Origin of the sequence: Phyllobacterium zundukense (assembly GCF_002764115.1) — a bacterium.
Taxonomy (GTDB): Bacteria; Pseudomonadota; Alphaproteobacteria; order Rhizobiales; family Rhizobiaceae; genus Phyllobacterium; species Phyllobacterium zundukense.
The window spans coordinates 151117-173309 of record NZ_CP017942.1; the positions used below are offsets into that span (position 1 = coordinate 151117).

The following is a 22193-nucleotide window of genomic DNA, read 5'->3' on the forward strand; positions in this document are numbered from 1 at the left end:
TTGCCGAAATCGTTCCGACGATCGATGCTTTGACGATTGTGCGTTGCAACAAATCGAAATGCAACCCAACCTAAGAATATAAATGTGTCATTCCATAGTAACAAATTATTACAATGATGTATTACACGCAAATAGTACTCAAGATATAATTTGCCATTAGAATAACAGTAATTCATTTATACAACTTCATTGCATGTAATTTATTTCAAAATTTGAAATACCAGCTGAATACAGGCATTTTAGCAAGGTTTTCCCGTTAATCTTCTCTAAACGCACGATTGAAGCTGTCGGAAATAGGCGATATGATATATTCAATCGCTTTGCGTGCCTTGTGTACGATTAACACTTCCGCTGGCATGCCGGGATAAAGTTTGACCGACGGGTTGGCGGCAAGCGACTTAGGTGCGATTTCTGCCCGAGCAACGAAATAAGGCGTATCGTTCTTTTCGTCGATGACCTGATCCGCCGCGATGTAGATGACCTTGCCGTCGAGCGGCGTCAGAGAACGTTGATTATAGGCAGTGAGACGGACCTGTGCCGGGGAGCCCACAACCACACTGTCAACGTCGCGTGGACTGATTTTCATTTCAACGACCATGGGCTCATTCTCTGGTACAATATCAAGGATTGGCTCGCCGGCAGCAACAACGCCACCAGGTGTACGTAGCCGTATATTGGCGACTATGCCGGCTTGCGGCGATCGTATTTCGACGCGACGCATCACATCCTTGGCGGCCACGATTCGCTCTTCCGCATCCGCTAATTCAACCTGACTTGTGGTGATCTCTCCCGCAATCTCCGATTGCAGATCGCTTTCAATACCGGTCAATGCAAACTCGGCGCCAGCCTTTGCCTGTTCGGCCTTTGCCTTGTCGCCCGCATACTCGCCGCGGTCACCAGCGAGTTCGCTGAGCCTCGTGTCGAGCTCGGTCAGCTTGGACTTTTGAGCAAACCCCTTTTTGACAAGCCCCGCAATCGCGTTCCGCTGCTCAGTAATCAATTCGATCTGCCGATCAGTTGCCGCGATTTGCGCCTCCGACGACTTTGCCTGCTCGGTATATTGCTCAATCGTTTTTTGCTGGATATCGATACGGCTCAGCTTCTGGGTGTAGCGCTTCTGGAAAAATATCTGTTCCGCCTTGATGGCACCCTCGGCGGAGATATCGCCTACCTCGCCAAAGTTATCCGGGAACCTGATTTTCTTTTCGCCTGCCTGTTCCGCACGCAGACGCGCCAGTTTGGCGATCAAGCCGACCCGGCGACTCTGCAGGGATTGCAGATCAGAACGTGCCCTTGTGTTATCAAGCCTAATCAAGGGCTGGCCTACCGTCACTTCATCGCCCTCCTGCACCAGGAGACGATCAAGGATACCACCCTCAAAATGGCTGACTGTCTTGCGCTTCGAATCGACGATCACGGTGCCGAGCGCGACCGCGGCGCTACCCAACTCCGCCGAATAGGCCCAGCCGAAAAATCCACCGAATGCCAGCACGATGGTCATTACCCCGGCAATGATGAGTTTGCGCAACGGAGAACGCTCGTCCTCCCGTTCGAGATCGATGGCCCATTCCGGCCGCACGCTTCCGAATTTGGTCGGCAAGTTTTCGCCCATCGACGTTGCGCGTGGCGCCAAAAGCTGTGTAACACGCTTTGGCAAATTGGTTTTGCCGGTCATGATCCTGCTGCTCCCATTTTCGGGCCAGTTGGGGTAATGGACGCGACCACATCAGTGCGCGGACCAAACTGGGTAATGCGACCGTTTTCGAGCACAAGTAGCTTGTCGGCCACCTGCATGATGGTCGGACGATGTGCGATCATCACAACAATGGCCCCATCATCGCGAGCCTGTTCGATGGCACGCATCAACGCTCTTTCCCCAACCGCATCAAGATTGGCGTTCGGCTCGTCGAGCACGATGAGACGTGGGCGATTGTAAAGGCATCGTGCAAGACCAATCCGCTGACGTTGACCACCCGAAAGTGTCAGGCGCCCATCGCCCACCGGCGTGTCGTAACCGAGCGGCAGGCGCCCGATCATTTCATGAACATCGGCAAGGCGGGCCGCTTCGAGAACACGGTGGGGATCGCCTTCACCCATCCGGGCAATGTTGTCCTTGATGGTCCCTTCAAGAAGTGCCACCGACTGCGGCAGGTACCCGGCAATCTCTCCGAATGAACTCCGTTCCCAGAGATAGACATTGTTCCCATCGAGAAAGACGCCACCGGAAGTGGGCTTGACGATTCCGATCATCAAGCGCGCCAGTGTCGACTTGCCGGCAGCTGACGGGCCGACAATACCAAGCACTTCGCCTGGCGACAAAGTGAAGGAAATACCCTTGATGATCGGCATCTCGACGCCTGGGGCAGCATAGACGAGCCGATCAATAATCAAGTCACCATGGGGTCTGGGTGTCGGCATGGTCTGCCGTACGGCAAGGTTCTGCGCGAGAAGCGCCTGAATTCGCTGCCAGTTGCCAACCGCCAGCACCCATTGGCGCCACGTCTCGACTATGTGGTCGAAAGGCATCAACAGCCGACCGATGATGATACTTGTCGCAATCATCGCGCCTGGGGTGATTTCCTGTTCCATGGCCAGCAGCGTTCCAGCGCCCAGCGTAGCGATCTGCACCATGAAGCGCAGTGTACGGGCAATGCTTGTCATGGCGCGACTGCGATTGCCACCAAGATCGAGCAAATCCAGCGCATTCAACTGCAATCCACGCCAGCGTCTCGCCAGCGCTGGCAACATGCCCATTGCCTCGATCGCCTCGGCATGGCGCAAGGTTGCGCCAATTTTGGAAATGGCCTCGACATTTGCCTGATTTGCATCTTTGAGCAGGCTGCGGGTCATTAGGTCGGTAATCACGCCGCAGCAAACAAGGATGATCACCGCGACAACGCCGATAATTCCAAGGACCGGGTGCATAAGGAAAAGCACCCCAAGAAAAATTGGCGACCACGCGGCGTCGAGTGGTGCGCTCACGGCCGAGGACGTCAGAAAGGTGCGCAGTTCTGAAAGATCTCGCAGCGATTGCGTTGCCTTTGGAAGGCCCTGATCGACAGATGCCTGAACTGCAGCAGTCAGAACCGGGAGATTGAGGCGGCGTACGAGCGCGCTGCCCATGGCCTGAAACGACAAGGCACGAATAAATTCAAGAATACCAAAAACGATCAAGGCGCCGACAGCCAGCATCGTCAGCATGAGCAGCGTATCCGTGCTGCGGCTGTTCAGCACTCTGTCATGGACCTGCAACATATACAGAGGTACCGTAAGTTGCAGGAGGGCGATACACGCGCTCAGCAATACGGCATAGAGCAGGCCCGCCAAAAACACGCGGCGTGCCCGAAAAATCAGCGTTTGAGGGGTCGGTACAGTGGGCGTCATCGCTTTTTTTCCAACATTGCTCTTGCCATTTGCATTGATTTGACGAGTATCAGTCATGTGTTATCTGCCTTGGAAATGACACAGCTGCCGGTTAGCCATACGACCTTGGTCTAAGGCCAGAGACTAGTAAAGTATTACCGTGCAGAATGTGACAGAAAAAAGTTCATTTGGTGGGGAAATATGCAAGGGAGGGGTGAAAATATACTCGCAACTTACTTCAATTTTTGAAGTAAATTTGACCATGGAGACAAAGATGATACAAAAACTTCTACGCGAAGGAGTGGAAGTCGAAACATCTATTGACGGCTACGACGCCGCCGATTTCCCTGAAATTACCGCAGAAAAACAGGGACATAGACACCCAGTTCATACTGTTGTTGTAACACATTTCGAACTGGCAAGAATGATAGAAAGAGTGAATCGTCGCTTCGCTAGTTTGTTGAGAACAGAAATGACGAAGCTGGGAATTGAAGATGTTGGCCCAGCCCAGGCGATGGTTTTGATGGCCATCGGCGATGTCGAACTTTCCGTCGGGGAACTGCTGGACCGGGGTCATTACGTCGGTTCAAACATTTCCTATTATCTAAAACAGCTTGCCGATGGGGGATACATCGACAGGGTCGCATCCCAACGGGACAAGCGGTCTGCCCGAATTCGGTTGACGGAAAAAGGAGAGCAGCTTTGTGCTAATTTGCGCAACGCGGGGGGGGCATACAACCGCGTGCTCGCCAGGGATGCCGATGATCTCCGTAATCTTGAGATCGCGTTCCAGACCTTGCACAGACTTGAACTGGTTTGGGGCAATGCCGCACGATACGGCATCTGATCCCCGTTTGGCCTGTGCTTTAATGTTTGGAAGGGACTGACGTCATGCATGTGGCTTTCGTTCACAGGCGTGGCTTCGGTCAATTCGCGGCCCTGGCCGAACATCTCGCTACAAACGGGCATGATGTAAGCCTTATCTGTGAAACCGTGGACCGCCGCCTCCCATCGGTCCGCGTCATCAGACACAGAGTGGAGCCGGGTCCTCGCGCCGATGAGCAGATGGCCAGGCACATGGGTATTCCTGATCATCATGTCCGTATTGGCCATCGGGTCGCAGAAACATTCGATTCGATGGCACGTCACGGCGAGCGGCCAGACATTGTGATCGGTCATATAGGCTGGGGAAGCATGATGTTCGTCAAGGACGTCCTGCCGGCGGTCCCAGCCATTGGCTATTGTGAATTTTTCTATAGGGCGGAGGGTGCGGATGTCGGATTTGCCCCCGACGACAATCCGGATGCTGAAACCCGCAAACGATTGAGGTTGCGCAATATAGCGCAGCTTCTCTCTTTGGACGCCATCGATGGCGGCGTCAGCCCCACCCATTGGCAGAAAAGCCTATACCCTGCGGCAGCCCAAAGCCGGATTGCCGTTTGCCATGAAGGGGTTGACACGCAGAGCTTTCGTCCTGACCTGAACGCCTCGTTGAAACTACCGGACGGGCGTGTTCTGAAAGCGGGCGATCCACCGATCATCACATTCGTCGCCCGGGATCTCGAACCCTATCGCGGCTTTCCGCAGGCACTTGAGGCAGCAGCAAAAGTCATACGCAAAAATGCGGATGCGCTTTTTGTTTTTGTTGGGGGCGATGGTGTCAGCTATGGCACGCCGCCGCCCAGCGGAGGGTCCTGGAAGGACGCACTGCTTGCCGGGCACGACATTCCCGCGGACAGGATTCTCTTTCCTGGGGCAATCTCGCATGATCTTCTGCGGAAACTCTACCAGATATCGACCGCTCATATATATCTCACTTATCCGTTCGTCCTTTCATGGTCGGTGATCGAGGCAATGGCGTGTGGCGCTCTTATCATCGGATCCGAGACACCGCCAGTCCAAGAAGTCATCCGATCTGGTCAAAACGGCCTTCTGGTTCCCTTCTACGATACCGACGCACTCGCCAACACGATTCTGCGCGTTCTTCATCAACCCAATGACTTTATGCCAATGCGTGTAGCCGCACGGAAGACGATCGAGAGACGTTTCCGATTAATAGACTGCCTTTCACGGCAGAAGTCCCTGATCAACTCGGTGCTGAGAGCTGCATAGACGGCGGATTTTCCGGCTATCGATTCCTGCTTTGTCGGTTGACGGCTGCGTTCCTTTCCTGAATTTCTCTCAGGCTGGTCTCGATTGCATTTGCCGTTCCAAATTGCCCCTAGCCAGATCCCGATATTCCCCTGCTCGACGACAGCTTGCAGCCCAGTTGACCGGGTCGCAGCCATTTCTCAAATCGCGCGAATGCGCCCGTTTTGCGGGTATTTAGTTGTGCTATTTCTGTCAATCAGACTTTATATACAACATCTGTTAAATGCGCCATCGCCAGACATTTTACTTGTATTTACAATATCTTATGCCGCGGGATCATATCCTTGACGGATTTGGAGAATAGAAAATTTCAACGGTGCCCGGTGGCTGAAACCTTTGTCAAACAAGCGGAACGTGATACCCGTTCGCAAACAGCAGCGCGAGCGTGAAACCATGAAAGATGCCGATATCGTTGAAATCGAGGCATGGCTCGATACACAGGGTCTTTGCGGTGCGTCAGAGACGGATCTGATCAATGGTTTCTGTGCACGATGCGTCGGCGCCGGCATCAGGCTTGAACGCGCCAACGCGTTTGTGGACACCCTTCATCCGATCTACGAGGGAAGAGTATTTCTTTGGCGAAGGGAAGGTGAGCTCGAAAAGCCAATCATTGAATACGGTTCATCGCAATGGGGCGAGAGCGCTGAAAACTGGCAGAATTCAACCTTCTTCCATCTCTTGCAGATTGGTGAGGACGAAATGCATCAGCGTATCGGGATGATGGAGATGCCAACTTTTCGACATCTCGTCACGCTGAAAGACGAGGGATGTACCGATTATCTGGCACTGATCAATCGTTTCTCAAGTGAAGGCAGCATCGGCGAGATGGATTGTTTCTATTCGTCATGGGCAACGGATGACCCGCACGGTTTCAGCGAGACCGATATTGCAACATTGAGACGGCTGGTGCGCGGATTAGGCTTGGCCATTAAGTGTGCCTCTCTGACACGTATCGTCAAAACATTGGCCGATGTCTATCTCGGCCGCGATGCAGCAAAGCGTGTACTTGCTGGGCGTATCAATCGAGGTGCCGCGGAGCGTATCGAAGCCGTACTTTGGTACTCTGATTTGAGAGATTACACGCGCATTTCAGACGCTGCATCACCCGACGCGATCATTCCGATGCTGAACGACTACGCCGAAGCCGTCATTTCCTCGATTCAGGAGGCTGGTGGCGATGTCCTGAAACTTATCGGCGATGGAACGCTGGCGATTTTCACCGACGGCGATTCCGCCACTGCATGCACTGCAGCGCTGAAAGCTCAGAAGCTTTTGCGCAAGCGGCTGGTTGTTCTGAATCAGACAAGGGAAGCCGCCGGCCAGCCGGCAACGAATGTCTATCTCGGCGTGCACATAGGCGAGGTCTTCTACGGCAATATCGGTAGCGACACCCGTTTGGACTTTACTGTCGTTGGACCTGCGGTCAATGAAGTCAGCCGGATCGCATCCATGTGCCGGTCCGTCGATCAGGACATTCTCATCTCGGAAAGTTTTGCAGCGGCACTGCCAACTGAACTGCGCTCCAAACTCGTGTGTGTCGGCCGGTTCGCGTTGCGAGGGGTGGGACGGGCGCAGGAGCTATTCACAATTGACCCGGCCATAATCAGAAGCATCTGAAACCCGCAGCTGAAAGTACCAACTGTGACTTACCGCTACAAAGTCGCACTTCGAAATAGAACCCACCCGCAGAAACACGGTAAAGCGGCTCACTCGCTCGACCAGTGAGGTGACGTTGGCTTCACCGAACTTCTTCTTGAACTGCATCAGATCGCACTCCCAATGCCCAAACTGCTGGCGCTGCCGCACAATGTCCGGCCGATGCAAAATGCTCAGATGCGGACTGAAACGGCGGCCATGGCGACGCCGGGCATGCCGCGGCCGGCGGCGCGCTCGGCGTTCCGGCAGGTGATGCCACAGCTTGATCGCCTGGCCATCCTTCGAATAGGCAAACCGGTAGATTGTCTCGTGACAGACCGTCATGCCATGCCGTCCGCCTTCCAGCTTCAGACGGCCGGCGACTTGCTCGGGCGACCAGCCATGGCGAATCCGCTCGATAATCGCCTCGCGCAGTTGCGGCAGCCGAACCAGCTTGCGTCGATTGCCCCGCCGATCCTTGGACTTCGTATCGGCGATCGGACCGTAATAACCAGCCAGTTCAAGCATCTCGGGATCATCGAAACGATTGCGCTTCAGTTCGCGAAAAATCGTTGAGCGATGCCGTCCGAGTTTCTCGGCAATAACGTCGACGCTGATCTTCGCAGCGTGCCAGCGTTCGATCTTGCGGCGTTCGTCGAGCGTGATTTGGGAGTAGGTGCGCCGAAACGGTTGATCCATGGCGATTCCTTTGTTGCGATAAGCCATTGTTATCGCTACAAAGTCGCGCTTCGAAATAGAACCCACCCTGCTACAGGCAATGTGGCGGCAAGGTTGAAATGTCGCCGGTTGTGCAAAGTAAGAATGTCACTTTGCGCTGCCACGCGGCACGATGATCAGCCCCGATCTGGCCGGCTGGTCCGGATTGCAAGGACAGATCGGGGCGGGTGACGGGCACCCTTCGGCTTTAGCTTTTAGGGTTTCAATCATCGCGCTCCTGGGGAATGATCTGGATCGGATCGACACTCCAGTTGGGTCTGCCAGGATTACGCAATGCTTCCCAAAATTGAGCTGCTTGCCGACGTTGATGTACTGACCCTGTCACCGCTGGTTCGCGGCATGATCATGACCGTATCTTATGCCAACACCGAAGGGGGCATTGGACTGACAGCGACGGGGGCGATGAACCGCAAGTTCGTGCACTGGGCCGCTGTTCACTTCGAGTGGCCTGACTACACCTGTGAGGACCTGTACAGCGTCAACAAAGTTCTCAATGAAGCTGACATGCCGCCGCTTTGGGTGGTCCGAGACATGCTCAGCCATTTAAAACTTCTTCGGCGAAAAAAAGACACGCTGCTTCCCACCAAACGTGGCCGGGACTTTCTGGCAAGACCGCAGGCATTCTTCAATCTGATCGCGACGGATTATCTCTATGCTTATATCCACGATGGGCAGACGCAGCAGGATGTCCATGAGCGGATGCGTTGGTGGCACGTCTTTCTCAATCTTATCAATATCAAGGCAGGAAAGGGCTGTTCGCTGAACGACCTGGTGAACGAGTTATACCCGAGCGAGTCATACTCGGCGGAGCAAGCAGAAGTGACTGTCGAAGCTTGGACGGTAAAGTCGGAGTTCCGCTACGACATCATTCGTCCCCTGTGCTGGTTGGGATTGCTACACGAAGATCGCGAGGGACTGACTATTCTGCAGGACGGAACCTACCACAAGACACCGTTGTGGGCTGCCTGTTTAAGGCTGGAATCAGACACGCAATCCGAATTTACCCTCCATTGAACTGTGTCGGGTAAGACTGCCCTTGCTCCATTGCACTTTGCTGGGAAAGCGCCCGTTGACGTCGAGCGATCACGGCCGGATCGTTCCCGAAATCTTTCGTCCGTCCAGGCTTTTGACCTCGCGGCTTATAGCCATTCTTCTCGCTATTGGTCTTGACCTTTGGCGTCTGCACCTCCTGCCGCTCCTTGATATAGGCCAGAACGTCGCCGAGGCGCTTGTTCTCGATGATCGCCGCATGCGTCACCCGTTGGTCCTTGTCGAACGTCCTGTAGGGCAGGGAATGCCCCTTCCAGCGAATGTCGAGTCGGCCGTCGGCGTAGGCGTAGGTCTCGACATAGCGACCGACCGGCCCGCGCGTCACCTCATTCTCCTCGAGCATGATCCGCTTGCGCTCGAACGAGAACGTCAGCTGCGCGCCGACGTAGCGCTGCTCGCGCTTGCATAGGATCTCCCGGAGCCGATCCAGCGCAAGATTGACGGGTCGATGCAGGTCGCCGGACCGGGCAGGGGTAACCGCAAACCGGGCGTTATAGCGCTCCATGAAGCCAGGCAAGAACGCATTACCGGCTTCCATGTCGCAGATGCCGGCCAGCCGCAATTCCTTGACCAGCCGATCCTGTAGCGTCCGGTTCATCCGCTCGACACGGCCCTTGGCCTAGCTCGAATTTGCACAAAGAATCTCGATGTTTAACTCCGACAGCGCCCGGCCGAACTGGGTCATGCCCTGACCACCTTTGGCATCCTTCTTCGCCACCCGAAACACCGAATGCTTGTCCGAATAAAAGGCAACCGGAGCGCCATGCGCCTTCAGATAAAGCTCCAGCGCCCCAAAATAGCTAAACGCACTTTCTGACCGCACGAAGCGCAACTGCATCAGCTTGCCGGTCGCATCGTCGATGAACACCAGCAGCGAACAGGGCGGCCCACGATCTTCAAACCAGCGATGCTCGGACCCGTCGATCTGCACCAGCTCGCCATAGGCTTCGCGCCGCAACCGAGGCTGATGAAACGTCCGGCGCTGCTGGCGTGACAACCATAATCCAGCCTCCGTCATCCAGCTACGCAGCGTCTCGCGCGACACCGTCAGCCCGTGCTCTTCGGCCAGCTTCTCTGCCGCCAAGGTCGGACCGAAATCGGCATAGCGCTCGCGCACAATCGCCACGGCATAGTCGCGCACGCCGTCGCAGATCCGGTTGTTCGACGGCCGGCCGCGGGCCCTGTGCCGGATCGAGGCCGCACCGTCCGCCCGGATCCGCTCCAGCAGTCGACGCACCTGGCGCGTGCTCAGCGCCAGCACACGGGCGGCCGAAATGATCGTCATTCGGCCGTCAATGACCTTCGACAAAACCTCAATCCTCTGCAGTTCACGCTCGCTCATCGCAATCAATCCCATTCGCAATCTCCCACGCCAATTAAAACGCGGGGAGAGTGACATTCTTACTTTGCAGGATCAGGACACTTCAACTTTGCGGCCACAGGCAAAAGTCGCATAAGGAGAATTATGGAACCAGTCATTCGGTTCCAATCCTGCCGGAGCAGCGACGCTAGGCGACTTAGACAAGGTTGACGGGCGGCTTGCCCAAGCATCCAAAATGTGGCGAAGCTATACGCCCTTCAATACCGCGATGGAACGTCTTGACGCCAACGCTGCGCGCATCTGTGCTTTTGGTCGAGCCATGCGGACCCAATCGCTCCGCATACACATCCGGCCATCCGATATCTTTGAGAATATGTTCTGGAAGCTCGTTGACATGCCGTCTTGTACGCACTGCCAGCCAATAGGTCGGGACCTCGGAAATCAACCGCATCAGCTTTCGAACAATGCTGAAATCGAAATAAGCCATATTCCTGTCTCCTTCGCCGCGTTCGGCACAGTTCTCTCAGCGTGCTTTACCCACCACCGAACGGCATCAGGGCACTAAACCCTGAGACCGTTCGGACTTGCGCCTATGATGACCGGCAGGTCATTTCAAACTGCATGCTGTTCATGATTTCCGCCGCGGCTGGCTTCGCGCAGCTTCTGTGCACACTCCTCGCAGCAGACCTCCACGACATGTGTTCCGATTTTGACCTCGATGGCAGTGGCATCGAGTTTGTCATCGCAGACTGCGCAGGTTTTCTCAGTCATATTCCTATCTCCCTAGTAGCCCGCCTATCGGGCAGCCATAGGAGATCATCCCGCGTATTTGGCCGCTATCGAGATCTTTAGGCGTTTCTACGAACGCCCCGCAGACTGCATGAAGTCGGTCGGTGAGCGGCCATATGTCTGCCGAAACGCGGCGGCGAAATGGCTGTGGCTGGAAAATCCCAAATCCAGGGCCAAGGCAGACAAATCGTCGTATTTTGCAATCAAATCCAAAGCTCGCGCGAGACGGAGCCGCATATGATAGCGATAGAGAGGAATGCCTTCGACCTGTTGGAACACCTGCGTTAGGTATACCGGCGAGCCGCCGATTTCCGCAGCAATTTCTGCCAGGGTCCAGCGCCGGGAAAGATCGCTAGCTAGGAGAACTTTGACGCGGTCCGCCAGCCGGCTGCGTGCAAACGTAGCTTGAGGCTCGTGTGACGTGCGTGGCCCGAGGCTACGGCATACCAGAGTCAACACTAGGCTTTCCACCTCCAATGGCTCAATGGAGCCGTTTTCCAGACCATGCCGAAGCAATGCGACCATGACTTGTGCGCGAGGGTCGATGCGTTGATGTTGACGGCGGAATCCGAGCGCTCCACGATCGTTCAAAAGGGAACTGGGCACCAGTTCATGCAATAGAGGTTCCGACAGGCTAACCGACAGGTTTGCATCGCCTCCTTCTACCGGGTGACTGACCTGATAGGTTTCGCCAGCGTTAAAGAACAGTACGTGATTTGCATCTGCAACAACTTGATCGCTGCCGACATGCCGCACATAAAGGCCGCGATAGGGGAATACGAGATGCGTAGCCGAAGCACATTCTTCCGCGCTGCGATGCCGGCAAGTGCCGCTGCAGCGGACGTTCCGCACCGCTACGATATTCGTATCCAGCAGATGGCTGACTTCAAACTCGGACATACTGCCGCTCCGATTGCTATGGTATCCCCGGATACATACAGCAATGCTCCTGACATCGGACTGTCAGGAGTGTGGCAATGACCCCAGAAGTTTTGATTGCACCTGCCCGATATGTTGAAGTTCAGCAGCAGACGCAATTATCCCTTTTGCGAGCAAGAATAATGATGGTAGGGATAATTTATGGAAAATCAGCTTTTTAATTAAGAAAAAGTGCATTATTATCCCTCATGCTCGATCGAAATGACTGATTAGGGATAAGATGAGTAAATTCAAAGAATTATCATCGGAGCAAATCCGCCAGCACGTCGATACCGAACAGGCTTACGAGGTCTATGAGAAACGCCTGAAAGAATATGACCAGCGCTATTCTGGTTCGATGTCGTGGAAGACGAGCACGAACGACAAGGAATATCTCTACAAAAAGACCAATGGCATCTGGAAGTCGCTGGGACCACGAGCGCCCGAAACCGAAACGATCTACAACCAGTTCCATTCGGGTCGCGAAAATTCGAAGGAACGCGTAACACGTCTGGCACAACGCCTGGATGAACTCGCGCCAGTCAACCGGGCGATGGCATTGGGGCGCGTGCCACTTTTGACGGCGCGCATTATCCGCGCCCTGGACAAGCTGGGCCTGATTGGCACGGCGGTCGATGTCGTTGGAACCAATGCACTTTTTGTCTATGAACGCCTGGCCGGTGTCCATATCACCAGTGGATTACTTTCGACGCAGGATGTCGATCTATTGATGGATTCGCGATTCAACCTGCGGTTGATTGCTAAGGATTTTTCAAACAAGGGCCTGATCGGTCTCCTGCAGAAGATCGACCACTCCTTCGCACCTCTCGCCAAGAACAGTTACCGGGCCGCGAACCGGGAGGGCTTTCTTGTCGACCTCATCAAACCAACACCAAAAAATGTCATGACCACGGGTGGGAAGTCGCGTTTCAGCGCCGATGCAGATGATCTGCAAGCTATTGAAATCGAAGGGCTTTCGTGGCTGGTCAATAGTCCGAAAACATCCGCTGTCGTGATCGATCAAAGAGGCTATCCCCTCAGCTTTTCCTGTCCGGATCCGAGGGCGTTTGCGCTTCATAAATTTTGGTTGTCGCGCCGTGCCGATCGCGATGCCGCCAAGAAAGTGCGCGACGGCATGCAGGCGCGGGTCGTTGCGGAGCTTATCCGGACACGCCTGCCGCACCTTTCGTTTGAATCCAATGACTTGCAGGCCCTCCCCCTTGCCTTGCGGCAGCTTGCACCGGAGTTCCTGCCCGTCGAAGACGGCGAAGAGCCCAGCCTCACGCCAAACTGGTGACCGATCCGGCATACTCGCCCAGACACACCAAAAGTTCACGCGCAGGTTGATAAAACCGTGCCAGATTCGCGGATTCGCGTGTGAGATTCCCATATTCCCGTATGGAAATGCGCATCTTTCTGTCGAAAACCATTCAGAATAGCGAAAGGGGTGCCAATAGTCCGTTGGCACCCACCTCTATTTTCAAAACTCAATTGAGCGAACGCTCAGTTAATTACCAGCTTAACTATAGGCCTGCATCGGCGGGCACGAGCAAACCAGATTGCGGTCACCGGCAACATTGTCGATGCGCGAAACCGGCGGCCAATATTTCGGGTTCTCCTCATTCTCACCTGCCGGCAAACTTGCTTGCGCCCGGCTATAGGGATGCGACCAGTCATCTGCCAGAACATCCCCCGCCGGATGCGGTGCATTGACCAGCGGGTTGTCGTCCTTCGGCCACGCCCCACTCGCCACTTTTTCCGCCTCGCCGGCAATAGCGATCATCGCATCGCAGAACCGATCGATCTCGCGTTTCGATTCCGACTCGGTCGGCTCGACCATCAGCGTTCCGGCAATCGGCCAGGACATGGTCGGCGCATGGAAGCCATAGTCAATGAGGCGCTTGGCGATATCCTCGACGCTGATCCCGGCGCTGTCCTTCAGCACCCGCGTATCAAGAATGCATTCATGCGCCACCCTTCCGTTGCGGCCCTGGAACAACACCGGATAGGTGTCCTTCAGCCGCTCGGCGATGTAATTCGCATTGAGGATTGCCATTTCCGTTGCGCGCTTCAGCCCCGCACCGCCCATCATGCGGATATACATCCAGGTGATCGGCAGGATTGACGCACTGCCGAAGGGCGCGGCCGAAACAGCATGGGCCGAACCCTTGGCGACATGGCCCGGCAGGAAGGGCGCCAGATGCTTTTTGACGCCGATGGGACCGACACCGGGTCCGCCGCCGCCATGCGGAATGCAGAAGGTCTTGTGCAGGTTCATATGGCAGACATCGGCACCGATGTCGCCGGGACGGGCCAGACCAACCAGCGCATTCAAATTCGCGCCGTCGAAATAGACCTGTCCGCCATGGTCGTGGATAATCGCACAGATATCCTTCACGCCTTCTTCGAACACGCCATGCGTCGAAGGATAGGTGATCATGAGTGCCGCAAGATTGGCGCTGTGCAGTTCGGCCTTGGCTTTCAGATCCTCCAGATCGATATCGCCCTCTTCTTCGCAAGCAACGACGACGACCCGCATTCCCGCCATATGCGCACTGGCCGGATTGGTGCCATGCGCAGATTCCGGAATGAGGCAGATATCGCGATGAGCATCGCCGCGATCGAGGTGGTAGCGGCGGATTGCCAGCAAGCCCGCATATTCGCCCTGGCTGCCGGCATTGGGCTGCAGGGAGACCGCATCGAAGCCCGTGATCTCGGAGAGCCAAGCCTCCAGATCGTCGGTGAGCGACTTGTATCCAAGCGCATGATCGGCCGGCGCAAAGGGATGCACATTGGCAACGCTTCGCCAGCTGACCGGCAGCATCTCGGCGGCAGCGTTCAGCTTCATCGTGCAGGAGCCGAGCGGGATCATGGCGCGGTCGAGCGCAAGGTCCTTATCGGCAAGCCGGCGCAGGAACCGCATCATCTCGGTTTCTGAACGCTGCTGGTGGAAAACGGCCTGGGTCATGAAGCCTTCAGCCGATCTGGTACCGGGCAGTTTCGACCCCGGATCATTCGGCAGGTTCGCCCCGAACAATGCAGCCAGAGCGACAAGGTCATCTTCGCTCGTCGTCTCGTCCACAGTGATGCCGAGACGGTCCTGATCGACGATGCGGAGCAGGCGTCCGTCCTTCTCGGCAGCATCCGCGATGGAAGCCGCCTTGCCGGGAACGCTGACCGTTATCGTGTCGAAGAAGCGATTGCCGCCAAGCCTCAAACCAGCGGCTTCAAGCCCTGCTGCGAGACGTGCAGCCTGGGCGTGGACGCGCGCCGCTATCGCCCGCAGCCCCTGCGGGCCATGCCAGATGGCGAAGGACACGGCCATATTGGCAAGCAATGCTTGCGCGGTACAGATGTTGGATGTCGCCTTGTCGCGGCGAATATGCTGTTCGCGGGTTTGCAGGGCGAGACGGTACCCTGCCCTTCCCTTGCTGTCGACCGACTGGCCCACCAGACGACCGGGAATAAGCCTCGTCAGGGTATCGCTGACAGCGAGATAGGCGGCGTGTGGTCCACCGTAGCCGATTGGCACACCGAAGCGTTGCATGGAGCCAGCGGCAATATCCGCGCCAAGCGAAGCCGGCGAGGCACTGATCGTCAGCGCCAGAGGATCTGCTACGGCGATGACCAGCGCACCCGCGGCTTTTGCCGCCTTGATGATGGCGGAATGGTCGCCATAGACGCCATATGTATCCGGCCATGGAACGATGATCGCTGCGACGGCAGAGTCGATCTCACCGCCATTCACGCTCATGCCGAGCGGTTCCGCACGGGTCCTGACGACATCGAGAATCTGTGGATGCACGTCGCCGGCGAGCACGATGCGCGTGCGCTTTTCGCGGTGATGACGGTAGGCGATGCCGACAGCTTCGGCGACGGCAGTCGCTTCGTCAAGCAGCGAGGCCGAGGCAACCGGCAAGCCTGTTAGCTCAGTGACCAGCGTCTGGAAATGGAACAGCAGTTCAAGCCGTCCCTGGCTGATCTCGGACTGATAAGGCGTATAGGCCGTATACCAGGCGGGGTTCTCGAAGAGATTGCGCTGGATCACCGCAGGCACATGGGTGCCGTGATAGCCCTGCCCGATGAAGCTCTTGTGCGTCTTGTTTTGTCCCATCTTGGCGGCAAGTTCCGCCAATGCTTCGGCCTCGTTGACCGCCTCGGGAATATTCAGCGGCCTTTCCAGCCGGATGGATTTCGGCACGGCCTGTGAAATCAGGGTTTCCAGCGAAGGAATGCCAAGCGCTGCCAGCATTGCCCGCGAACCCTGAATACTCGGGCCGATATGACGGTCAGTGAAAGGGAATATTGTGTTGTTCATGGTGCGCCTTCTTGTCTGCAATTCAAAGACCTCCCCGTCGCTTGGCAGCAACAGGAAGAGGCCTTTCTATTCCTATCCAACAATCGCTTTGTAAGCGGCCTCATCCAGCAGGCCGGCGAGTTGGTTCGTGTCAGACAATTTCATCTTCCATAGCCAGCCATCGCCGGTGGCAGAGGAATTGACCAGCGCCGGATCGCTCGCCGCGGCTTCGTTGACTTCGGTTACTTCGCCGTCCACGGGCGCATAGACGTCCGAAGCCGCCTTCACCGATTCCACGACAACAGCGGCATCACCCTTCGAGAGGGACTGGCCGACATCCGGCAATTGTACAAAAACGAGATCGCCGAGCTGATCCTGGGCATGATCGGTAATGCCGACGGTGGCAACGCCGTTCTCGACGCGAACCCATTCGTGATCCTCAGTAAAATAAGTGACTGCCATCTGTATTATCCTTTGTGATAGCGATGTGGCGTGAAGGGAAGTGAATGAACGTGCAGCGCAATACGAGTGCCTCGCACATCCGCGAAAACCTGCGTGCCGATCGGGGCGAAATCCTTGCCGACATAGCCCATGGCGACAGGATAACCGGCCGAAGGACCAAAGCCGCCCGATGTCACGACACCCACGGTGTTCCCATTGGTATCAACCAGGATGGAATCGGAGCGCACGGGCTGACGGCTATCGGGCTTCAGGCCAACCCGCTTGCGGCCGGGGCCCTTGGCAATCTTGGCGAGAAGCGCCTTGGCGCCTATGAAGCCAGCCTTTTCACGGACAGGCTTGGCAATAGTCCAGGTGAGACCGGCATCGACAGGATCGATCTCCGGCGTAATGTCATGGCCATGCAGGCACAGCCCGGCTTCCAGCCGCAGACTGTCGCGCGCCGCAAGGCCGACCCACGCAACGCGCTCGTCGGCAAAGAGTTTCGCTACGAGTTTGCGCGCTTCATCTGCCGGCAGACCGATCTCGAAACCATCCTCGCCCGTATAGCCCGAGCGGCTCATGAACCAGCCCGGCTTGGGTTCGAAGCCATGCATGAAGGCAAGCTCCGTTCCGGCGATTCCGCCCTTGCGCAGGACGTCTGCGGCCTGCGGTCCCTGGATTGCCAGGAACACACGATCAAGCGCATCGATCTTGCAGTCAAATCCCTTGGCAACTTCGCGCAAATGCGCCTCGTCGCTCACAGCGTTGCCGGCATTGGCCACGACCATGAAGTGGTCGTCACCCAGCCTCGTGATGATCAGATCATCCAGGATGCCAGCCTGCTCATTGAGGAAGAACGTATATTTGGATTGTCCCGTCTGCAGCGAGTCTGCATCCAGCGGGCAGGCCCGGGAAAGCAGCGTCGAAGCGCCGGGGCCAGTTACATCGAAGAGCTGCATATGCGAGATGTCGAACAGGCCGGCCTTCTCGCGTGTATGCAGATGTTCTTTCATCACCCCGAGCGGATAGGTGATCGGCATGGACCATCCCGCAAACCCGCCAAAGCGCGCATTGGCCGCTTTGTGCAGATCCTCGAGAGGCAGGGATTTCAGATTATCGTTGGTGCCCATTTTCACTCCAGAGACATGCAAAGACCTCCGCCACGACGACGGATCGTATCTTTACCCCTCTGTCGGAAGCCTGAGAGACTCGCTCTAGCCCGAACCATGAGATTCCGGCTGAACTTACACCTTCGGCGCGGGGTTTCCCCCGACTTTCCAGAGTTGTCTTATCCGCTTGCGGTTCCTGGTACCTGAGAGATTTCGGGCGATTTCCCCTTCGGTGGCCCTATGCATTGCTGCACAGAACACTCTCCCGCAAACTGACAGAGCCTTTTGATTTTGCAAATCGCAGACCCTCGACAAGCCGGACCATAGCGCACCCGGTTAAAGCTGTCATCGCCCAAACCACCGATTTGACGCTTTGTGGACAGAAATTGTCGAAGAGGGGATATTGTGCTTTGGTCGTACGACTTCGCGAAGCGTGACCAGCTATCCGGCTGTGCTTACTTTTGCAGTAGAAATCGAGGATCGAACAATGACAATCCGGGTCAAGGTTGGGGAAGCAAAGGCCCACCTATCTGAGCTTCTGGCCAAGGTCGAAGCCGGAGAAGAGGTTGTCATATCGCGTGGTGACAGCATTGATCGCCATGGCGCGTTTACGCCGGCTAAATCTAAAGGATCTAGATATCGACGGTGACCGTGCAATTCTTTCAATCGCGCTCAAACACAACCTGTCGGCCTATGATGCCGCCTATCTTGCCTTAGCGATCGACCAGAGTTTGCCTCTAGCGACAAATGATAGAAAGCTTGCGGCCGCTGCACGTGCTGAGGCCGTCAAAATATTAGGCCCTCTGAACAACGCCCTTTGAAAGCCGTTTTTGCTCCCGTTGCAAAGCGATCACGCCAAGCGATTGCCCCCTGCCCCGCACAGCATGTGTGCCGAGATATTCAGCATCGATATCACTGGAGAGTTTCATGCGGCTCGCGAGTTCGCTTGAGATCAGTACGGGCGCTTCCAGCGTGCGGCAAAGGGTTTCGAGCCGCGCGGCCGTGTTCACCGTATCACCGAAATAGGTGATCTTGTGGTGGTCGACGCCGATTTCGGCAGTAATGACCGGACCGCCATGCAATGCGGCCCGCAATTGGGGGACACGGCCAAATTGCTTGAGCCATTTGTCGCTATCGGCTTCGATGGCATCCAGAATGTCGAAAACACAATGAATACATCTCCCCTTTCTGAGGCCCCGGCGCATCGGCCAGGTGATAATGGCGGCATCGCCAACGTAGTCATCAATCGTTCCTTTGCGCCGCCGCACCGGTTCGGCAAAGGTGGCAAACAGCGCGCTGAGGAATTGCTGGGCGCGCAAGTCGCCAAATTCTGCGGCAAAGGCGGTTGAATCGACGAGGTCGATGAACAGGAAGACACGCTCTTCCTCGATCGGCTTGCGGTAGCGTCCAAGGAGCAAGTTAAAGAAAATACCGCGGCCGAGCAGTTCGCGGATGCGTGATACGAAGCTCAGGATGGCCGAAACGCCCAATGCATAGAACACGACATTGTCCGGCAGCATTGTAGCGTTGCTCCACGTGGCCTCCGGCAGGACATTTAACCACCAAAGCAACGTGCCGCAGACCGTATAGCCGATACTTATAAGGGCATAATAGGCGATGAAGGTGAGAAGGATATAGACCGGTGTCGATCGGGCACTGATCCACGCATAGAGGCGCGGGAACAGGACGCCACGCTCAAACGCAATAATCGGAACGCACACGAACAGGGCAAATATTGCGCCGATCGCTGACGCCCTACCATAAAACAGGGCTCCATAGAGTATGCCGCTGGCGGCGACGACACAAAGAGCGAATATCCAGGAACCGAGGGAGTTTCTCATAGGCGAATCCAGCCGGGAATGATCGACGGAGACATTCCCATCTTGTGCCCGGTAAATCCATCCGTCCCAACGATAAAATGGATATTCGCCTGTTCGCCGGCTCTATTGCCGGCGATGCATCGCAAGGGGGCCCCCGCTTACTCGCCGTAGGGCACCCAGATATTCTTCACCTGCACGGCGCGGCGCAGATAGTCCTTGCCCTGGCCTTGCTGGTTGCTCAGCCAGTCGCGCTGGCGGCCGTTGTTGACCCAGGTCGCCTTGAGATTGCCACACGAGGCCTTCTCGACCATCGCGCTGCCCTCCTTGGAGCCGACATACCAGAGCGCATCCACTTCGTCGTGATCGGCCAGCGTCTTGGCCAGCACATCGCGTTCGCCGGTGACGATATTCACCACGCCGTCCGGCACATCGGAAGTGTCGAGCACCTGATAGAGGTTGGCGGCAAGGAGAGGATGCCGGGTCGAAGGCACTGCGATTACACGGTTGCCCATGGCGATCGCGGGAAGCACCAGCGAGACGAAGGACAGGAGCGGCAGTTCGTCCGGACAGACGATGCCCATGACGCCCCAGGGTTCGTTCATCGCCAGCGTCACATGGCGCGACTTGGTCGTATGTACAGCGCCATCATATTTATCGGACTGCGCCGCATAATAGAAGATACGGCGCAATGTGACCGCGAATTCTTCCGATGCGGCCTTCGCCGAAACCCCGGTGCTCTCTACAAGCAGCGCTTCGAACTCGGCCTGGCGGGCGCTGAGGTTTTCGCCGAGATAATACAGCACCTGCGCACGGTTGTGTGCCGTCGCGCCGCCCCAGGAACCGGCCTTGGCGGCTGCTTCCACGGCGTTGCGAATATCCTTGCGGTTGCCGAGACCAGCCTGGCCGATGACCTGACCGCCCTTGCCCAGAACCGAATAGCTATAGCCGCCATCCGGACGCGCCTGCTTGCCGCCGACATAGTTTTTCGCCGTGCGATCGATCGTGCCGGTGGTCGCGATTTTCGCTTCGCCATCCGGCGCAGCGGAAGACTTGAAAGGCTGCTCCGTCTTGGCCGGCGGCAAGCGCTTTTCCCAATCCGCAGTCAGATATTCGTAGAGACCTTCGCGGCCGCCTTCGCGGCCAAAGCCACTTTCGCGATAGCCGCCGAAGCCGGCGCCAGCATCGAGCAGGTTAGTCGAGTTGATCCAGACGACGCCGGCCTTGACGCGCGCTGCCATATCGAGCGCGAGATTGATATTCTCCGACCAGATCGATGCGGCGAGGCCGTATTTCGTATTGTTGGCAAGCGCGATCGCCTCATCCGGCGTGCGGAAGGTGGTTGCGGTGGCAACCGGGCCGAATATTTCCACTTCGCAGACCGTCGAAGCAGGTTCCACATCGGTGAAGAAGCCGGGCGCAAAGAAACTGCCCTTGGACGGGAGCTTGATCGGCGCCTGCCACAGCGTGCCGCCTTCAACCTTGCCCTGTTCGACCAGCGCGGAAACACGCTTCAACTGACCGGCCGAGACAAGCGCGCCAATATCCATGGTCTTGTCCAGTGGATCGCCGACGCGCAAGGTTTCCATGCGTTTACGCAGCTTGTCGTAGAAGCGCGGCGCAATGCCTTCCTGCACGAGGATGCGCGATCCGGCGCAGCAGACTTCGCCCTGGTTAAACCAGATTGCATCGACCACACCTTCGACCGCGCCATCCATGTCGGCATCTTCGAAGACGATGAACGGCGACTTGCCGCCGAGTTCCAGTGACAGCTTTTTCTCCGAGCCTGCGATCTGTTCGCGGATAATGCGCCCGACTTCGGTCGAACCGGTAAAGGCAACCTTGTCGATATCGTCATGGCCACAGATCAAGGCGCCCGTTTCGCCATCACCGTGAACAATGTTGACGACGCCGGCGGGAAGGCCGACCTCATGGCAGACCTCGGCAAAGGCGATCGCCGTCAGCGGCGTCAATTCCGCCGGCTTGAGGACGACGGTATTGCCGGCGGCGAGTGCCGGGGCGATCTTCCAGGCCAGCATCAGCAGCGGGAAATTCCACGGAATGACCTGCCCGCAGACACCCACCGGCGAAAAACCTTCGAACTCGGTCTCGACCATCTCCGCCCAACCGGCATTATGGTAGAAATGCCGGGCGACGAGCGGAATGTCGATGTCGCGCGTCTCGCGGATCGGCTTGCCATTGTCCATCGTCTCCAGCACGGAGAAGAAACGCTCACGCTTCTGGATATGGCGGGCGATGGCATAGAGATATTTGGCGCGCTCATGCCCCGGCAGTTTCGACCACTTGCCAAAAGCGCTTCGCGCGGCTTTCACCGCGGCATCGACATCTTCGGCCGTGCCATGCGCTACTTTTGCAAGGACCGCATCATTGGCCGGGTTGATGACAGCAAATGTCTTGTGACCCTCGACGCCGGTGAACTTGCCACTAATAAAATGGCCGAACCCCTTGGAGTTGAGTTCAAGCCAGTGCTTGACGTCGGTGTTGCTCTCAGGAGCGGGGCCGTATTCCATGGTGCGAAGGATGTCCTTGATCTGTCCCATGAT

General features: G+C 56.5%; 17 protein-coding genes, 3 pseudogenes and 1 riboswitch. Of the genes and pseudogenes, 8 read left to right on the top strand and 12 right to left on the bottom strand.

Annotated features, from left to right (window positions below; genetic code table 11):
- Nucleotides 1-256 precede the first annotated feature (256 nt).
- Nucleotides 257-1675: an HlyD family type I secretion periplasmic adaptor subunit gene (locus BLM14_RS23775; RefSeq protein ID WP_100002342.1), complete on the bottom strand. Its 1419-nt coding sequence runs from the start codon at nucleotides 1673-1675 to the stop codon at nucleotides 257-259.
- Nucleotides 1672-3384 (bottom strand): type I secretion system permease/ATPase, encoded by a 1713-nt coding sequence (locus tag BLM14_RS23780; RefSeq protein ID WP_237143664.1) that lies wholly within the window; start codon nucleotides 3382-3384, stop codon nucleotides 1672-1674. Before BLM14_RS23780 ends, BLM14_RS23775 begins: the two co-directional genes overlap by 4 nt.
- A 256-nt stretch (nucleotides 3385-3640) precedes the next feature.
- Between BLM14_RS23780 and BLM14_RS23785 the strand changes: the two genes are divergently transcribed.
- The 3 genes from BLM14_RS23785 (at nucleotide 3641) to BLM14_RS23795 (ending at nucleotide 7131) form a co-directional block, all read left to right on the top strand.
- On the top strand, nucleotides 3641-4210 hold the full coding sequence (locus BLM14_RS23785) for a MarR family transcriptional regulator (protein WP_100002898.1): 570 nt from the start codon (nucleotides 3641-3643) through the stop codon (nucleotides 4208-4210).
- A gap of 44 nt (nucleotides 4211-4254) precedes the next feature.
- Entirely contained in the window at nucleotides 4255-5475 is a 1221-nt protein-coding gene (locus tag BLM14_RS23790; protein ID WP_100002345.1) for a glycosyltransferase family 4 protein, read from the top strand.
- Nucleotides 5476-5907: 432 nt separating this feature from the next.
- Complete coding sequence (locus BLM14_RS23795; RefSeq protein ID WP_100002899.1) at nucleotides 5908-7131, top strand: adenylate/guanylate cyclase domain-containing protein; 1224 nt, start codon at nucleotides 5908-5910, stop codon at nucleotides 7129-7131.
- A 66-nt stretch (nucleotides 7132-7197) separates the two neighbouring features.
- Here the strand turns inward: BLM14_RS23795 and BLM14_RS23800 are convergent.
- Nucleotides 7198-7848, bottom strand: a pseudogene (locus BLM14_RS23800) (IS30 family transposase); the annotation flags it as partial.
- Between the two features lie 312 nt (nucleotides 7849-8160).
- On the opposite strand from BLM14_RS23800, the gene BLM14_RS23805 reads away from it, so the two are divergent.
- Entirely contained in the window at nucleotides 8161-8901 is a 741-nt protein-coding gene (locus BLM14_RS23805; protein WP_100002346.1) for a hypothetical protein, read from the top strand.
- Here BLM14_RS23805 and BLM14_RS23810 read toward each other — a convergent pair.
- The 4 genes and pseudogenes from BLM14_RS23810 to BLM14_RS23820 form a co-directional block, all read right to left on the bottom strand.
- A pseudogene (locus BLM14_RS23810) lies at nucleotides 8888-10294 on the bottom strand (ISNCY family transposase). The gene BLM14_RS23805 and the pseudogene BLM14_RS23810 overlap by 14 nt on opposite strands.
- A 160-nt stretch (nucleotides 10295-10454) precedes the next feature.
- Nucleotides 10455-10745 (bottom strand): DUF1127 domain-containing protein, encoded by a 291-nt coding sequence (locus tag BLM14_RS23815; RefSeq protein WP_100002348.1) that lies wholly within the window; start codon nucleotides 10743-10745, stop codon nucleotides 10455-10457.
- 125 nt (nucleotides 10746-10870) lie between these two features.
- Complete coding sequence (locus BLM14_RS31600) at nucleotides 10871-11029, bottom strand: hypothetical protein (protein ID WP_165788404.1); 159 nt, start codon at nucleotides 11027-11029, stop codon at nucleotides 10871-10873.
- An 87-nt stretch (nucleotides 11030-11116) separates the two neighbouring features.
- Nucleotides 11117-11947, bottom strand: a complete 831-nt coding sequence (locus BLM14_RS23820; RefSeq protein ID WP_100002350.1) for a helix-turn-helix transcriptional regulator — start codon at nucleotides 11945-11947, stop codon at nucleotides 11117-11119.
- Nucleotides 11948-12024: 77 nt separating this feature from the next.
- On the opposite strand from BLM14_RS23820, the gene BLM14_RS32475 reads away from it, so the two are divergent.
- Both BLM14_RS32475 and BLM14_RS23825 read left to right on the top strand, forming a co-directional pair.
- Nucleotides 12025-12147 (top strand): hypothetical protein, encoded by a 123-nt coding sequence (locus BLM14_RS32475; RefSeq protein WP_257791440.1) that lies wholly within the window; start codon nucleotides 12025-12027, stop codon nucleotides 12145-12147.
- A gap of 59 nt (nucleotides 12148-12206) precedes the next feature.
- Nucleotides 12207-13262: a GSU2403 family nucleotidyltransferase fold protein gene (locus BLM14_RS23825; protein ID WP_100002352.1), complete on the top strand. Its 1056-nt coding sequence runs from the start codon at nucleotides 12207-12209 to the stop codon at nucleotides 13260-13262.
- A gap of 222 nt (nucleotides 13263-13484) precedes the next feature.
- Here BLM14_RS23825 and gcvP read toward each other — a convergent pair whose 3' ends face one another.
- From gcvP to gcvT, 3 genes are all read right to left on the bottom strand, one after another.
- A complete protein-coding gene (gene gcvP / locus BLM14_RS23830; protein WP_100002354.1) occupies nucleotides 13485-16283 on the bottom strand; it encodes an aminomethyl-transferring glycine dehydrogenase in 2799 nt (932 codons plus the stop codon).
- A gap of 72 nt (nucleotides 16284-16355) precedes the next feature.
- Nucleotides 16356-16724, bottom strand: coding sequence for a glycine cleavage system protein GcvH (gene gcvH / locus BLM14_RS23835; protein ID WP_100002355.1), 369 nt, complete (start codon nucleotides 16722-16724; stop codon nucleotides 16356-16358).
- A 5-nt stretch (nucleotides 16725-16729) separates the two neighbouring features.
- On the bottom strand, nucleotides 16730-17833 hold the full coding sequence (gene gcvT / locus BLM14_RS23840; RefSeq protein WP_100002357.1) for a glycine cleavage system aminomethyltransferase GcvT: 1104 nt from the start codon (nucleotides 17831-17833) through the stop codon (nucleotides 16730-16732).
- Between the two features lie 159 nt (nucleotides 17834-17992).
- Nucleotides 17993-18090, bottom strand: a riboswitch (glycine riboswitch).
- A 209-nt stretch (nucleotides 18091-18299) separates the two neighbouring features.
- On the opposite strand from gcvT, the pseudogene BLM14_RS32075 reads away from it, so the two are divergent.
- Together BLM14_RS32075 and BLM14_RS31300 are read left to right on the top strand one after the other, a co-directional pair.
- Nucleotides 18300-18398 (top strand): annotated as a pseudogene (locus tag BLM14_RS32075) (type II toxin-antitoxin system Phd/YefM family antitoxin); the annotation flags it as partial.
- A 13-nt stretch (nucleotides 18399-18411) separates the two neighbouring features.
- Entirely contained in the window at nucleotides 18412-18633 is a 222-nt protein-coding gene (locus BLM14_RS31300) for a PIN domain-containing protein (RefSeq protein WP_108724312.1), read from the top strand.
- On the opposite strand, the gene BLM14_RS23850 is transcribed toward BLM14_RS31300, so the two are convergent.
- Both BLM14_RS23850 and BLM14_RS23855 read right to left on the bottom strand, forming a co-directional pair.
- Complete coding sequence (locus BLM14_RS23850) at nucleotides 18607-19653, bottom strand: adenylate/guanylate cyclase domain-containing protein (RefSeq protein WP_100002358.1); 1047 nt, start codon at nucleotides 19651-19653, stop codon at nucleotides 18607-18609. The two genes, BLM14_RS31300 and BLM14_RS23850, sit on opposite strands and share 27 nt — an antisense overlap.
- 137 nt (nucleotides 19654-19790) lie before the next feature.
- Nucleotides 19791-22190 carry an aldehyde dehydrogenase family protein gene (locus tag BLM14_RS23855; RefSeq protein WP_162293236.1) on the bottom strand — a complete coding sequence of 800 codons (2400 nt, stop codon included), beginning with the start codon at nucleotides 22188-22190 and terminating at the stop codon, nucleotides 19791-19793.
- Nucleotides 22191-22193 lie beyond the last annotated feature (3 nt).